The 14,083-nt window shown below is 65.9% G+C and carries 11 protein-coding genes; 1 reads left to right on the top strand and 10 read right to left on the bottom strand.

What is annotated here, in order from left to right:
* Genes C8348_RS15880 through C8348_RS15865 form a run of 4 tightly spaced genes read right to left on the bottom strand, consistent with a single transcriptional unit; the run spans position 1 to position 4,541 of the window.
* A complete protein-coding gene (locus C8348_RS15880) occupies positions 1 to 948 on the bottom strand; it encodes an ABC transporter permease (RefSeq protein ID WP_106754347.1) in 948 nt (315 codons plus the stop codon).
* Complete coding sequence (locus C8348_RS15875; protein ID WP_106754346.1) at positions 945 to 1,994, bottom strand: ABC transporter permease; 1,050 nt, start codon at positions 1,992 to 1,994, stop codon at positions 945 to 947. The genes C8348_RS15880 and C8348_RS15875 overlap by 4 nt, the downstream gene beginning before the upstream one ends.
* Positions 1,984 to 3,525 (bottom strand): ABC transporter ATP-binding protein, encoded by a 1,542-nt coding sequence (locus tag C8348_RS15870; RefSeq protein WP_106754345.1) that lies wholly within the window; start codon positions 3,523 to 3,525, stop codon positions 1,984 to 1,986. The genes C8348_RS15875 and C8348_RS15870 overlap by 11 nt, the downstream gene beginning before the upstream one ends.
* Positions 3,522 to 4,541 carry a BMP family protein gene (locus tag C8348_RS15865; protein ID WP_106754344.1) on the bottom strand — a complete coding sequence of 340 codons (1,020 nt, stop codon included), beginning with the start codon at positions 4,539 to 4,541 and terminating at the stop codon, positions 3,522 to 3,524. Before C8348_RS15865 ends, C8348_RS15870 begins: the two co-directional genes overlap by 4 nt.
* Before the next feature lie 453 nt (positions 4,542 to 4,994).
* On the opposite strand from C8348_RS15865, the gene C8348_RS15860 reads away from it, so the two are divergent.
* Positions 4,995 to 7,292: a heavy metal translocating P-type ATPase gene (locus C8348_RS15860; protein WP_244294034.1), complete on the top strand. Its 2,298-nt coding sequence runs from the start codon at positions 4,995 to 4,997 to the stop codon at positions 7,290 to 7,292.
* Between the two features lie 179 nt (positions 7,293 to 7,471).
* Here the strand turns inward: C8348_RS15860 and prmB are convergent, their stop codons facing one another.
* The 6 genes from prmB to C8348_RS15830 all read right to left on the bottom strand — a co-directional run bounded on the left by prmB (position 7,472) and on the right by C8348_RS15830 (position 14,078).
* On the bottom strand, positions 7,472 to 8,431 hold the full coding sequence (gene prmB, locus C8348_RS15855) for a 50S ribosomal protein L3 N(5)-glutamine methyltransferase (RefSeq protein ID WP_208983788.1): 960 nt from the start codon (positions 8,429 to 8,431) through the stop codon (positions 7,472 to 7,474).
* Positions 8,432 to 8,858: 427 nt separating this feature from the next.
* Entirely contained in the window at positions 8,859 to 9,704 is an 846-nt protein-coding gene (locus tag C8348_RS15850; RefSeq protein WP_106754342.1) for a metallophosphoesterase family protein, read from the bottom strand.
* A 120-nt stretch (positions 9,705 to 9,824) separates the two neighbouring features.
* Complete coding sequence (locus C8348_RS15845; RefSeq protein WP_106754415.1) at positions 9,825 to 11,105, bottom strand: ABC transporter substrate-binding protein; 1,281 nt, start codon at positions 11,103 to 11,105, stop codon at positions 9,825 to 9,827.
* Between the two features lie 40 nt (positions 11,106 to 11,145).
* On the bottom strand, positions 11,146 to 11,991 hold the full coding sequence (locus C8348_RS15840) for a carbohydrate ABC transporter permease (RefSeq protein ID WP_106754341.1): 846 nt from the start codon (positions 11,989 to 11,991) through the stop codon (positions 11,146 to 11,148).
* Entirely contained in the window at positions 11,984 to 12,925 is a 942-nt protein-coding gene (locus C8348_RS15835) for a carbohydrate ABC transporter permease (protein WP_106754340.1), read from the bottom strand. Before C8348_RS15835 ends, C8348_RS15840 begins: the two co-directional genes overlap by 8 nt.
* Positions 12,918 to 14,078: an ABC transporter ATP-binding protein gene (locus C8348_RS15830; RefSeq protein WP_106754339.1), complete on the bottom strand. Its 1,161-nt coding sequence runs from the start codon at positions 14,076 to 14,078 to the stop codon at positions 12,918 to 12,920. Before C8348_RS15830 ends, C8348_RS15835 begins: the two co-directional genes overlap by 8 nt.
* Between the last annotated feature and the right edge of the window lie 5 nt (positions 14,079 to 14,083).

Below are 14,083 nucleotides of genomic sequence, written 5' to 3'. Positions count from 1 at the left end.
TCAGCGTTCTCCCTTGTTGAAGGGCTGCATCAGGGCGGCCGGCACTTCGGCGCGGCGCGACATGATGACGAGGGCGAGGATGGAGAGGATGAAAGGCAGCATCAGGAACACCTGATACGGCACGATGGCGCCGATGCCGGTCTGCTGCAGGCGCACCTGCAGCGCGTCGAAGGCGGCAAAGAGGATCGCGCCCAGCACCGCCTTGCCCGGACGCCAGGCGCCGAAGACCACGAGCGCGATGCAGATCCAGCCACGCCCGTTGACCATCTCGAAGAAGAACGACGAGAAGGCGGATAGGGTCAGGAACGATCCGCCCACCGCCATGAGGCCGGAGCCGACGATGACCGCGCCCATGCGCAGGCCCGTCACGGACAGGCCTTGCGCGGCGGCGGCGGCCGGGTTCTCGCCGACCGCGCGCAGCGCGAGGCCAAGCGGCGTGCGGTAGAGCACCAGCGCCACCACCAGCGCCAGGACGAAGGCGGCATAGGTCAGCGCCGTCTGGCTGAACAGCGCCTCGCCCAGGAGCGGAATGTCGGACAGGCCCGGGATCGGCAGCGGCTGGAACGGCTCGATCTTCGGCGGGCTGGTCACCTGCGGCAGCATCAGGCGGTAGGTGAAATAGCTGGTCGAGGTGGCCAGCAGCGTCACGCCAAGCCCCACCACATGCTGCGACAGGCCGAAGGGGACGGTCAGCGTCGCGTGCAGCAGGCCGAAGGCCATGCCCGCCACCATCGCCGCCATCACGCCCCACCACAGCGGCGCGCCCATGTAGACCGCCACCCAGCCGGTGAAGGCGCCGATGACCATGATGCCCTCGATGCCAAGATTGAGCACGCCGGCGCGCTCGCAGATCAGCTCGCCGAGCGTCGCAAAGATCAGCGGCGAGGCGATGCGGATCGTGGCGGCCCAGAACGAGGCCGTGAGGAGGATGTCGAAGATCTCGCTCATCCGCGTTTCACCCGGTAACGTGTGAGGAGGATCGCCAGCACCATGAACAGGAGGGCGATGGCGAGCAGCATGTCGGCGATGTAGGTCGGTACGCTCGCCGCCCGGCTCATGCTGTTGGCCCCGACGAAGATGCCGGCGACGAAAATGGCCGAGGGGATGACGCCGAGAGGGTTCAGCAGCGCCAGCATGGCGACGATGATGCCGGTGTAGCCGAAGCCCGGCGACAGATCGAGGCTGAGGTGGCCCTTGAGCCCCGCCACTTCGCTGTAGCCGGCCAGTGCCGCCAGCCCGCCGGAGAGGAGCGCGGTCTTGACGAGCACGCCATTCACCGGAATGCCGGCGAATTTCGCGGCTTTCGCGTTGAGGCCAACGGCGCGGATCTCGTAGCCGAGCGTCGTGCGTGTCTGGATCACCCAGACGGCAATGGCCGACAGGATCGCCAGGGCAAAGCCCCAGTGCAGCCGGAGCCCGTCGACGATGCGCGGCAGCCTTGCCTCCTTCGCCAGCGCCGTGGACTTCGGCCAGCCCATGCCGGCCGGGTCCTTCATCGGCCCTTCCAGCAGATAGGAGACGAACAGCAGCATGATGAAGTTGATCAGCAGTGTCGTCACCACCTCATCGACGCCGAGCCGTGTCTTCAGGAGCACGGGCGGGATCAGGACAGCGGCGCCGGCAAACATGGCGGCAATGCCGGCTACCAGCAGCAGGGGCAGCGCCGGCAGACCGGTGGCCCCGGTGCCGATCAGCACGGTGACAATGGCCCCGGCATAAAGCTGGGCTTCCGCGCCGATGTTCCAGAGCCTGGCGCGGAAGGCGACGGCGACGGCAAGACCGGTGAAGATCAGCGGCGTCGCCCGGTTCAACGTTTCAAGCAGGGCGAACTTGCTGCCAACCGCGCCGACCACGATCAGCCGCAGCGTGTCGAAGGGATCGGCCCCGGCTGTCAGCGCCAGCAGGGAGCCGCAGACCACGGTCATTGCCAGCGCCAGCACGGGCAGGCCGATGCGGCGGGCAAGGCTCGGGTTGGCAATCGGCTCAAGCCGCATGGTCAAATCCTTGTCCGGCCATCCACAGGCCGAGATCGGCCGGCCCCATGCTGCCGCGGGCGAACCCCGGCGACAGGCGGCCTTCGTAGATGACATGCACCACGTCGGAGAGTTTCAGCACCTCGTCGAGATCCTCCGAGATGAGCAGGACGGCCGCGCCGGCATCGCGGGCGGCGATCAGGCGGGAATGGATGAAGGTGATCGCGCCGATGTCGAGGCCGCGCACCGGCTGGTTGGCGAGGATGACCTTCGGCCCCGGCTCCAGCACCCGGCCGAGGATCAGCTTCTGCATGTTGCCGCCTGACAGCAGCCGGATGCGCGCGTCCGGGCCGGGGCAACGCACGTCATAGGTCTGGATGATGTCGCGGGCAAAGCCCTCGGCCGCACCCCAGTTCATCCAGCCCTTGCGGCTGAACGGCGCCTCGCGGTAGCGCTCGAGGATGGCGTTCTCGGTCAGGCTGAAATCGGCGATGGTGCCGGTCTTGTGCCGGTCTTCCGGAATGCGGGCGATGCCGGCGAGGATGGCGTCATGCGCCGACCACGCGGCCACGGTTGCTCCCGCCAGCTCCAGCGTGCCGCTCTCAGGCCGGATCAGCCCGCCGATGAGATCCGACAGGGCGGCCTGGCCGTTGCCGGAGACGCCGGCCAGTCCCGTGATCTCGCCTGCGCGGAGGGTCAGCGTCACGTCCTTCAGGCCGGGCGCGGCTTCCGCATCCGGGGTCGTCACCCGGCTCAGCATCAGCAGCGGCGCGCCGGGCTTGGCCGTCGAGGGGCTAAGCTCCGGGACTGCACCGCCGACCATCAAGGCCGCCAGTTCGGCGCCCGAGGTCTGGTGCGTGTCGCGTTCGGCGACCAGCTTGCCATGCCGAAGTACCAGGCATCGGTCGGCCACCGCCATCACCTCATGCAGCTTGTGGCTGATGAAGACGATGGAGAGCCCGCGCGCCACGGCCTTCTTCAGGGTCTCGAACAGCGCATCCGTTTCCTGCGGCGTCAGCACGGCGGTCGGCTCGTCGAGGATCAGGATGCGCGCATCGCGGTAAAGCGCCTTGAGGATCTCCACCCGCTGCCGCTCGCCGACCGACAGGGCGGACACCTTGGCATCCGGATGGACGGCAAGGCCGAAATCGGCGGAAAGCCTCGCAATCTTGTCCCGGGCCACGCCGAGCCCAAGGCCCAGCTGCCACAGCGGCTGCGTGCCGAGCAGGATGTTCTCGGTCACGGTCAGATGGTCGGCGAGGGTGAAGTGCTGGTGCACCATGCCGACGCCAGCCGCCAGCGCCGCACGCGGCTGGCCGGGGGGCAGCAGCTTGCCAAAAACCTCTACCTGTCCCGCATCGGCCGTGTAATGGCCGAAGAGGATGTTCATCAGCGTCGTCTTGCCCGCGCCGTTTTCGCCGAGCAGCGCGATGATCTCGCCGCGGTTGAGAGTCAGGCTGATGGCGTCATTGGCGACGAGCGGGCCAAAGCGTTTGGTGATGCCGTCGAGGCGCAGGACGATGTCCCGCGCCTCCTGGGTCGTGCCGGTCACGAGGACTTCGGCTCGTTGTCGTTGATCTCGACGGTGAAAGAACCATCCTTGATCGCGGCTTCACGCGTCTTGACGAGGTCCATGGCTGCGGCCGGAACCTTGCCATCAAACGTGCCGAGCGGCGCCAGCGAGCAGCCGCCTTCCTTCATGAAGGAATAGACGCCGTAATTGTCGGCCTTGAAGCTGCCGGCATTGATGTTGGCGATCGCCTTCTGCAGCGTCGGTTCGAAGTGCCACAGCGCTGAGGCAACCACCGTCTCCGGATAGTCTGCCTGCGTGTCGATGACGTTGCCGATGGCCAGCACGCCGCGTTCCTTGGCCGCGTCCGACACGCCGAAGCGCTCGGCATAGAGCATGTCCGCGCCGCCATCGATCATGGCGAAGGCGGTTTCCTTGGCCTTCGGGGGATCGAACCAGGAGCCGATGAAGCTGACCTGGAAGGTCGCATCCTTGCGGGTCTCCTTCACGCCGGCCATGAAGGCATGCATCAGGCGGTTCACTTCCGGGATCGGGAAGCCGCCGACCATGCCGATCTTGCCGGACTTGGTCATGGCGCCGGCGATGATGCCGGAGAGATACGACGCGTCCTGGATGTAGTTGTCGAACACGGAAAGGTTCGGCACGGCGGCATCCGGCATGAAGGACGAGCCCATCAGGAAGGCGACTTCCGGATACTCGGCGGCCACTTCGCGGGCTTCCTGCTCGACGCCGAAGATCTCGCCGACGATCAGCTTCACGCCGCTTTCCGCGTATTCACGCATGACGCGCGGATAGTCGGTGTTGGTGGTGTTTTCGGAGAAACTGTAGTCGATCTGGCCGGCAGCCTTGGCAGCTTCAGCGGCAATGTGAATGCGGCTGACCCACTGCTGTTCCACCGGGACGGTATAGATGCCGGCGGTTTTGATCGGGGTCTGGCCGAATGCGATTCGTGGCAGCAGCGCACTGCCGGCCAAGGTTGCGCCGGCACCCAGAAGCAGGCTGCGGCGGCTGACATCAAGACTGAATTTCTGCGTCATTTCTGTCCCCTAACTGTTGGCTCCCAAGCTTTTTGACCAGATGGTAGAACTTTCCCGCAGGAGCGGGCAAGGCCAATAACGAGGCATGCCGCTTTTGGCATCATCCGTCTCTTGCCACATCGCGGCCGGCGCTGCTTGTCAGTGGTGCATCAACCCGGACCGGTCGTGAGAGCGCCGTCCGGCCAGGCTGGTCGCAAGACACGCCGGTGGGTCCGCAATGGCGCTTCTGTCGCATGATTGCCCGGCTCGGCCCAGATCCGGATTGTGCTTTTTGACAGTTTACCGCGTTCATCAGGGAAAATGCGCAGGTGAAAATTACCGCTTGAAGCTCTGGTGACTAGAGGTGCTACGCCAGACCTCACAGGGAGAGTTTCGCCCGGAATCCGGGCAGTGAGGTAAATGATGAATGCTCCAGCGTCCCGGTCCAATGTGTGTGAATGGACCATTTCCGGCATGGATTGCGGCTCTTGCGCCGGCAAGGTGAAGGGGGCCGTCGAACGGCTTCCGGGTGTCGATGCTGTCGAAGTCGCCTTGATGAGCGAGCGCCTGCGTCTCACGCTGGATGAAGCCGTGACATCGCGCGAAAAGATCGAGAAGGCCGTATCGGCCCTTGGCTATGGCATCAAGCCAAGGGGCGTGGCGGCGTCGGCCCTAACCACAGCATCTGCACCAGATGCCTGTGGTTGCGGCCATGATCACAGCCATGAACACGGTGCATCATCAGGCGAAGCGCACAAGCACGGCCACGCCCACGATCACGCAGATGGAAGCTGCGGAGGTCATGCAGCGCCTGCCTCTGGCATGGCAAACGCTGCCCCCGCCGCCCATTCCCACTCCCATGGCGATGACGAGCCCGTGGCTGGCGACGGCCAGCGCCGCAGCTGGTACCAGACGGCCAAGGGCAGACTGGTTGTGGTGACTGCTGCGCTGCTCGGGGTCGCCTGGGCCTCGCATTACGTGCTCGCGCCCAATCTCGCCTCCTGGGTCTTTGTTGTGGCCTGCATCATAGGCGTGCTGCCGGTTGCCCGGAGAGCCTTTGCCGCGCTTTCGGCCGGCATGCCCTTCACCATCGAGATGCTGATGACCATCGCTGCAGCTGGCGCGCTGCTGATCGGTGCGGCGGAAGAGGCTGCGCTCGTGGTCTTCCTCTTTGCCGTCGGCGAGGTGCTGGAAGGCGTTGCCGCCGACCGGGCCCGTGAAGGCATCCGGGCGCTGGCGCGTCTCGTCCCGAAAACCGCCCTGCTGGAAACGCCCACCGGCACCCGCGAGGTGGCGGCAGACAGCCTTGCCCCCGGCCAGATCGTGCTGGTCCGCCCCGGCGACCGCGTTCCCGCCGATGGCGTCATCCGCTCCGGTCTCTCCGGTGTCGATGAAAGCCCGGTGACCGGCGAAAGCGTGCCGCGCACGAAGGGCGTGGATGACGAGGTCTTCGCCGGCTCGATCAACACCGAGGCCCTGCTCAAGGTCGAGGTCACCCGCGCCGCAGCGGACAACACCATCGCCCGCATCATCAAGCTGGTCGAGGAGGCCGAAAGCGCCCGCGCGCCGACCGAACGCTTCATCGACCGCTTCAGCCGTTACTACATGCCCTTCATCGTCGGCCTCGCCGCTCTGGTTGCCGTCGTGCCGCCGCTGGGCTTTGGCGCGGACTGGGACACCTGGATCTACCGCGCCCTGTCGCTGCTGCTGATCGGCTGCCCGTGTGCGCTGGTCATCTCGGTGCCCGCCTCCATCGCCTCGGCCCTGTCGGCTGGCGCAAGGCGCGGGTTGCTGATGAAGGGTGGTGCCGTCATTGAAGCCATTGCCCGCGTCAAGGCCGTCACCTTTGACAAGACCGGCACGCTCACGGAAGGCCGGCCGCAGGTGGTCGATCTTGTGCCAGTGGCCGGTGCCGATGATGCCGCGCTGCTGCAGGCCGCCGCAGCCGTCGAGGCCGGGTCGTCCCATCCGCTGGCAAAGGCCATCGTCGCCCGCACGCAAGCCCTGTCCCTCGCCATTCCGGCTGCTGAAGGTGGCCGCGCCATGGCCGGCAAGGGTGTCGAGGCGACCGTTGAACGCCGATTGGTTCAAGTGGTTTCGCCGCGCCATGCGGCGGAGCTGAAGGTCCTGGCCGCAGCATCAGAGGCTGAGGCAACCCGGCTCGAAGCGGAAGGCAAGACGGTGGTCTGCGTCCTGCGGGATGGTCAGCTTCTTGGCCTCATTGCCCTGCGCGACGAGCCGCGTGAGGACGCCTGTGGAGGTATTCGCCAGCTGTCCCGGCTCGGCGTCAGCGCCATCATGCTGACCGGCGACAACGCCCGCACCGCCAAGGCCATCGCCGGCACGCTCGGGCTGAATGCCCGCGCCGAACTGATGCCGGAAGACAAGGTGCGTGCGATCCGCGATCTGGCCGCAACCGGCGGCGTGATGATGGTCGGTGATGGCATCAACGATGCGCCCGCACTGGCACAGGCGTCGGTCGGTGTCGCCATGGGTTCAGGCACGGATGTTGCGCTGGAAACCGCCGATGCCGCCGTGCTGCGCGACCGGGTCAGCGATGTCGCCGGTCTCATCCGCCTTGCACGTCAGGCCATGGGCAACATCCATCAGAACATCGCTATCGCGCTTGGACTGAAGGCGGTGTTCCTCGTGACCAGCATCCTTGGCCTCACCGGGCTGTGGATTGCCATCATGGCCGACACGGGCGCCACCGTCCTCGTCACCCTCAACGCCCTCCGCCTCCTGGCCTATGACCCGGGCAAGGAGGGGTAGGGGCGGATCCACGAACGGGTTCGTACATTCTCTCTGAGCTGTCCCGGCCTTGTGCCGGGACCTGTCGTGATGCCGAAAGAGAGAAAATCGACCATATTAGGGAGCGCGTACCCCACAGGTCCCGGCACAAGGCCGGGACAGCGCGGTGTAATTGGCACAGCTTGATCGCCAACCTTGCCTCAACCCCACTGCGGCCTGGCCGGCAGCCAGAACACCTCGGAATCCGATTCTTCCGTCGCCAGCCACAGGAACGGCAGGTCAGGGTAATCGGCGTCGAGGATTTCGTGGTCCTCGCCGATTTCGCAGAGGATGCCGCCGCCTTCGTTCATGTGGTCGCGGTAGCTGTTCAGGATCTCGCGTACCAGATCCAGCCCGTCATGGCCGCCGTGCAGCGCCATTTCCGGCTCGTGGCGGAATTCGTCCGGCAGCACGTCCATCACGTCCGGATGGACATAGGGCGGGTTGGTGATGATCAGGTCGTAGGTGCGGCCCTTCACCGGCTCGAACAGGTTACCCTGCAACAGCTCGATGCGGTCTTGCAGTCCGTGCTCGGCGACATTCTCCGCCGCAAGGCTCAAGGCCTCCGGCGACAGGTCGACCGCATCCACCTTGGCATTGGGGAAGGCATAGGCGGCGAAGATCGCCAGCGAGCCACCGCCGGTGCAAAGGTCCAGCACGGAAGTGACGTCTTCCGGATTACGGATCAGGTTCACGTCCGGGTCCGACCCGTCAAACAGCGACGAGCGCAGCAATTCGGCGATGTAGGAGCGCGGCACCAGCGCCCGCGCATCCGACTTGAACGGTACGCCGAGCAGGTAGCTGCGGCCCGTAATATAGGCGGCCGGCATCCGCGTCTCGAGGCGCAGCGCCAGCCGCTCGCCGAGCAGCGCCTTCTCATGCGCGCTGAGCCGGGCATCGGCCCAGGTATTGAAGTCGTCGACCGGCAGTCGCAGCGTTTCCAGGATAATGAAGATGGCCTCGTCCAGCGCCGTCGACGAGCCATGGCCGAAATAGAGGTCGGCGCTCTCGAAGGCGCTGACGGCCAGCCGCAGCACGTCCTTGAGGGTCACCATGTCAGCCACGTCACGGCGCAGGTCGATGGCAAGATCAGGGATCGGTGTATGGGCGGCGGTCGGCATCTCGGTCATCCTCTCAGTGCCCGGACGCGCCTTGAGACAGCCACCCGGAACCGGCGCGAGTTGTTGTGCAAGTCGCGGGAGAATGCAAGGGCGAGGCTCGTTGCCCGCAACTGGTCCGGGCCGGGATCAACGTCCATCCTCTCTCCCGGGTTAATGGGGCAGGGCCTCTCCGCTCCCCTCCCCCTCGTGGGGAGGGGGCGGGGGTGGGGGGCGCAGACTTAGCACCCGGGAAAATTTACTGCATTTATCCGTGGAACTTCATAGGGGTATGGTCTGGCGCCCTGCCGTGGATCCCCCCACCCCTTACCCCTCCCCACGAGGGGGAGGGGAGCGGAGAGGCTCTAGATCCATCGCGCCCGAATGTGATCCCCCGGCCCCCCGATCAGAAGGCCACATCCGCACACAGCAGTCTGCGCGTCTCACGCCCTCAGGCGTTGCCCGGACCCCAGGCGCGGACGTCGCCATAGGCTTCCGGGTAGCTGGCGAGGTCGTGGTGCACCAGACCGCGCACGCCGACGAGGCGATGCGAGAAGCGGCCATCGGCTTCGAAGGCATGTTCGACATAGCCGACCGCCTTGACGCCATAGCCCGGCTGCCACGGATCACCAATCATGAAGGAGGTGGCCGGAGCCCAGATGTGCCGCGTGCCGGCGACCATCGTGTCGCGGTACTGGTGCACGTGACCGCAGGCGATCATTGCCGGATTTACACCGCCGAGCGCGGCCAGCAGCTTCTGGCGCGGTCCCTTCGTGGTGAAACGGTTGCTGATGAGGTCTTCCTCGTAGGTCTCGTCCATCAGCGGCTTGTGCAGGAAGATCGCCAGCGACCGGCCGCCGAGATCCGCCACCGCATCGCGCACCAGCATTTCCTGGTCGGCCGCACCGGCAAGATCCAGCCCGAGCGTCAGGGCATTGAGGCCGAGCAGGCGCCAGCCCGGAACATCGAGGCTCCAGCAGTCGGGACCGAACACCGAGCGGTAGCGCTCGAGGCGCTCGGCGTTGACCGGCTGGCGGCGGGCGACGTCGAGGTGATCGCCCACGTCATGATTGCCGGGCAGGGCATGCCATTCCAGTCCGAGGCTGTCATGGGCGGCGCGGGCGTCCAGAAGGTCTGCCTCATGGTCGGCGCCATCGAGTGCCAGATCGCCGGTGTTGAGGACGAGGTCAGGGCGATTGTCGCGCAGGCTTTCCGCGATCTTGTCGAAATTCTCCCGGAAGAACGGCTTTTCCGGCGACAGATGCGTGTCGGAAATCTGGGCGATGCGAATGGTCATGGGATCCTCTTGCGTGGTCTTTTTGGTGTTAGAGGTGAAGGCGATGGGGTTCAAGAGGCGGCCTGCACATGAGGCGCGAAAGCTGCGCGGCGAGGGCGCCGCGCAGCTTTCTTGTCCTGATTACTTGCGCGGGATCAGCTTGCTGACTTCCGTTGCCATGTCGGCGAGCACGACTTCCGGCGTTGCCTTCTGCTCGATGATGCGGGCAAGGTTGTCGACCATCACCTGGGTCACGCGCACCGAGTTCTGGCCCGGGAAGGCGTACCACGGCTGCATCAGGTGGACCTGCTTGGTCGCGGCCTGGAACAGCGGGTTCTGGGCATAGAACTCACCCAGATACTGCGGGTCGTCGATGGCGATCTGGTTGCAGGGCACGTAGCCGGTGTTCTGGGCCATCAGAGCGGTGCCCTCGGCGGAGGTCGCGAACTTGATGAACTTGAACGCGGCTTCTTGTCTTGCGGCATCCTTGGTGGTGATCATGGCACCGGCGCCACCGGTCGGCAGGCGGCCCTTGACCGGGTCGATGACCGGCAGGGTGGTGGTGCGCAGCTCGAAGTTGGTGCCGACCGAGTTGGCGATCGAGCGGACCTGGGCAGTGGTGCGGAACATCATGCCGAGCTGGCCAGCTGCAAAGGCCTGCAGGTCAGCGGTGCCGGCGTAGTTCGGCATGCCGCCTTCCTTGACGAAGCGGTCCAGCAGGGTCAGGGCGGCAAGGCCTTCGGCACCGTTGAAGGCGACTTCGGTCTCGGCTTCGTTCAGCATGCGGCCGCCATGGCCATAGAGCAGGGCGGAGAACATCCAGTCATCGCCCGGCCAGCGGAAGAACATGCCGTCGACGCCATTGCCAAGGGCGCGGATCTTCTGGGCGTTCTCGATCACGCCATCCCAGGTGGTCGGGAAGGCGTCCGGGTTGAGGCCGGCCTTCTTGAACAGGTCGACGTTGTAATAGCTGATCGGGTTCGAGGTGGCGAAGGCGAGGCCAGCCTGCATGCCGCCGTGGAAGCCGAGGCCGAGGATCGGCTTGGAATAGCCAAACTCCACCGGGTCACCCAGCTGTGCCAGCATCGGCGTCAGGTCGACGGCAATGCCGCGCTCGGCGAACATGCGCAGGCGGTTCAGGCCCTGGAACGACACGTCAGGCATGTTGCCGGTGGTGGCGTTGCGCAGCAGCAGCTGGGCGCCGTCTTCATAGGTCGGCGTCGGGTTGACGTAGGTGACCTTCACTTCCGGGTGCTTGGCCGAGAAGGCGGCGAGCACGGCTTCCTGGGCCGGCTGGAAGATCGCCGGCATGGAGTAATGCGCGGAGATTTCCGTGACATTGGCACGGGCGATGGCCGGCATGAAGAGGCCTGCGGACGCACCGCCCAGGAGGGCGAGCGTGTGACGGCGCGTGATGTTCATCTCGATGCTCATGGTTCACGTCCTTGGGAAAAGGACCGGCCTAGCCTTTCAGACCGGTCATGGTGATGCCCTCGATGAAGCGTCGCTGGGCAAACAGGAAGGCGATGACGAGCGGGGCGGTGACGAGCAGGGCGGCGGCCATCAGCGCGCCGTAGTCCTCGCCGGCCTCGACACTGCGGAAGGCGAGGATGCCCATGGCCGGGGTGTAGAGGTCGCCCTTCTGCACCACCACCAGCGGCCAGAACAGGTCGTTCCAGTGCGCCACCACGGAGAAGATCGCGAAGGCGGTGGCAGCTGGCCAGGCGTTGGGCAGGATCACGCGCCAGACGATGGAGAACTCGCCCATGCCGTCGATCCGCGCCGCGTTGATGAGGTCATCGGGCAGCGCGCGGAAGAACTGGCGGAACAGGAAGATCGCAAACACCGAACAGACAAACGGGGCAATCAGCGCGGTGTAGGTGTCGAGCAGGCCCGTGGTGGCAAAGCCGATGTAGAGCGGCAGCGCCGTCGTCTGGTAGGGCACCAGCAGGCCCAGCATGACGAAGCCGAAGACGATGTCGCGGCCGGGGAAATTCAGCTTGGCGAGCGCATAGGCGGCCGGCACGGCAAAGAGGATCTGGAACACCAGGATGCCGAAGCAGACGATCAGGCCGTTGAGGATGTAGGTGCCGACCGGCACCCGCTCCAGCACCTTGCCGTAGTTCTCGATCAGGGCCAGCTCGTTCGGGATGAGATCCAGCGAGGCGGCAAAGACCTCGCTCTGCGGCTTCATCGATACCGAGATCATCCAGAGATAGGGCGCGAGCGCGATGAAGGCGGCCAGCCCCAGCAGCGCCAGGCGCGGCAGGTCGGCGGTCAGGGACCGCGTTGCGTTCGGTTCAGCCATAATGCACCCGCCGGTCGATGAGCCGCGTCTGGACCAGCATCAGCGCCAGCACGATGGCGAGGAACACCAGCGTCACGGCGGCCGAATAGCCGAAGCGGAAATAGTGGAAGGCTTCCTGATAGATCGTGCGCAGCAGCACCTCGGACGCGTTGTTCGGTCCGCCCTGGGTCAGGGTCTGCACCGTGTCGAACACGCGGATCGCCCGGGTCATGGTGATGATGAGCACGAAGAGAAGCGTCGGCCCCAGCATTGGCCAGGTCACCAGCCAGAACTTCGACCAGCCGCTGCGCACTCCGTCGATCTCGGCGGCGGCATAGAGATCGCGCGGGATCGCCGTCAGTCCGGCCAGGAACAGCACCAGGTTGAAGCCGACGTTTTCCCAGACGCCGATGAAGCCCAGCGACACCAGTACCCACTCGGAGGCACCCAGCCAGTTGGGCGTGCCGAGGCCGAGATCGCGCAGCACCGCGTTCAGCGGCCCGATGGAGGGATGCAGCAGATACTGCCAGGCCGTGGCCATGGCCACCGTCAGCGACACGACCGGCAGGAAGAACACGGCCCGGAAGAAGGCCCGTCCGCGCGCGCCGGCCTCGATCAGCACGGCCAGCAGCAGCGCGATGCCGATCGACAGCGGCACCACGAACAGCGAATAGACGAGCGTGTTGCGGATCGAGGCGCCGAAGGTCCGGTCGCCCAGCATCTCGGCGAAGTTGTCGAGACCGATGAAGCGGAAGCCAGGAGCGCCGAATTCATAGTCGGTGAAGGCCAGCGCCAAAACGACGACAAGCGGCAAGAGGATCATCAGGACATAGGTGACGATGGCCGGCAGCATCAGCATCCAGGCGACGAGGATGGTGCCGAAGCCGCGCGTCTGCCGCGCGGCAACACCCTCGCGCGGCATGGCTGTGCCGGAGGTCAGCGCAAGGTCAGCCATTCACCGCCTCCCGGTTAACAGGTGCGGCTGCCACGTCATCCGTCGGCGCGCAGGCGAGGCGCTCGTTGCTTGTGGCAAACAGCATCGCGCGGTCCAGCCGCAGTGCAAGCGCCACCGGCCGGCCGATGCCGAGATGTGCCCGGTCCGAGGGTGCGACGCGGGCAATCACCAGCTCGCCGCCGCCAAGCCTTGCATGCAGCAGCACGCTTTCACCCAGGAATTCAACGTGTTCGACCGTTCCGGCAAGGCCCTGCGAACCCAGTGTCAGGTCTTCCGGACGGATGGTGAGGACGACGGGCCCGCGTGCCGGCGACACCAGCCCGACCGGCTGGCCCTGTACCTCGACGACGCCGGATGAGGTTACGTTAGCCGAAATCTGATTGATCGCCGGCGAGCCGATGAAACGCGCAACGCGCAGATCAACCGGATTGGCGTAAATTTCTTCCGGGGTGGCCACCTGCAGCAGCTCGCCCTGCATCATCACCGCAATGCGGTCCGACATGGTCATGGCTTCGGACTGGTCATGGGTGACATAGACCGTCGAAGCGCCGACACGGCGATGCAGCGCGACGATCTCGGTCCTTGTGGTCACGCGCAGCGCCGCGTCCAGGTTCGACAGCGGCTCGTCCATCAGGAAGGCGCTGGGCTTGCGCACGATGGCGCGGCCGAGGGCGACGCGCTGGCGCTGGCCGCCGGAGAGCTGCGCCGGCTTGCGCTCCATCAGCCCGTCGATGGCCAGAAGTTCGGCTGCGTGCGTCACGTCTGTCCGGATCTGGGCGAGCTTGGCCCGGGCGGAAGGCAGAACCTTGCCGGCAAAGGGCAGGCGTTCAGCCGTCGTCAGGCGGCGCATCACCAGCGGCACGGCCATGTTCTGGCGCACGGTCAGATGCGGATAGAGCGCGTAATTCTGGAACACCATCGCCACGTCGCGGTCGGCGGCGCGCAGACGGGTCACCTGCCGCGCGCTGATCGACACCTCGCCGGATGTGACGGTCTCCAGCCCGGCGATGATCCGCATCAAGGTGGTCTTGCCGCAGCCCGACGGGCCGACCAGCGACACGAATTCCCCGTCCGCGACGCTCAGCGACACCCCGCGCAGGACCTTCGTGTCCCCGAAGGACTTCGTAACATTCTCGACAACGATCCCGGCCATGGCCC

It is taken from the genome of Pannonibacter carbonis (assembly GCF_003012935.1).
In the GTDB taxonomy this organism is placed as follows: domain Bacteria; phylum Pseudomonadota; class Alphaproteobacteria; order Rhizobiales; family Stappiaceae; genus Pannonibacter; species Pannonibacter carbonis.
This window is presented reverse-complemented; position numbering and strand designations above follow the sequence as displayed.

Coding starts and splice junctions, on each gene's coding strand:
- C8348_RS15880 (WP_106754347.1), bottom strand. CDS start 948: ATGAGCGAGATCTTCGACATCCTCCTCACGGCCTCGTTCTGGGCCGCC.
- C8348_RS15875 (WP_106754346.1), bottom strand. CDS start 1,994: ATGCGGCTTGAGCCGATTGCCAACCCGAGCCTTGCCCGCCGCATCGGC.
- C8348_RS15865 (WP_106754344.1), bottom strand. CDS start 4,541: ATGACGCAGAAATTCAGTCTTGATGTCAGCCGCCGCAGCCTGCTTCTG.
- C8348_RS15860 (WP_244294034.1), top strand. CDS start 4,995: ATGGATTGCGGCTCTTGCGCCGGCAAGGTGAAGGGGGCCGTCGAACGG.
- prmB (WP_208983788.1), bottom strand. CDS start 8,431: ATGCCGACCGCCGCCCATACACCGATCCCTGATCTTGCCATCGACCTG.
- C8348_RS15850 (WP_106754342.1), bottom strand. CDS start 9,704: ATGACCATTCGCATCGCCCAGATTTCCGACACGCATCTGTCGCCGGAA.
- C8348_RS15845 (WP_106754415.1), bottom strand. CDS start 11,105: ATGAACATCACGCGCCGTCACACGCTCGCCCTCCTGGGCGGTGCGTCC.
- C8348_RS15840 (WP_106754341.1), bottom strand. CDS start 11,991: ATGGCTGAACCGAACGCAACGCGGTCCCTGACCGCCGACCTGCCGCGC.
- C8348_RS15835 (WP_106754340.1), bottom strand. CDS start 12,925: ATGGCTGACCTTGCGCTGACCTCCGGCACAGCCATGCCGCGCGAGGGT.
- C8348_RS15830 (WP_106754339.1), bottom strand. CDS start 14,078: ATGGCCGGGATCGTTGTCGAGAATGTTACGAAGTCCTTCGGGGACACG.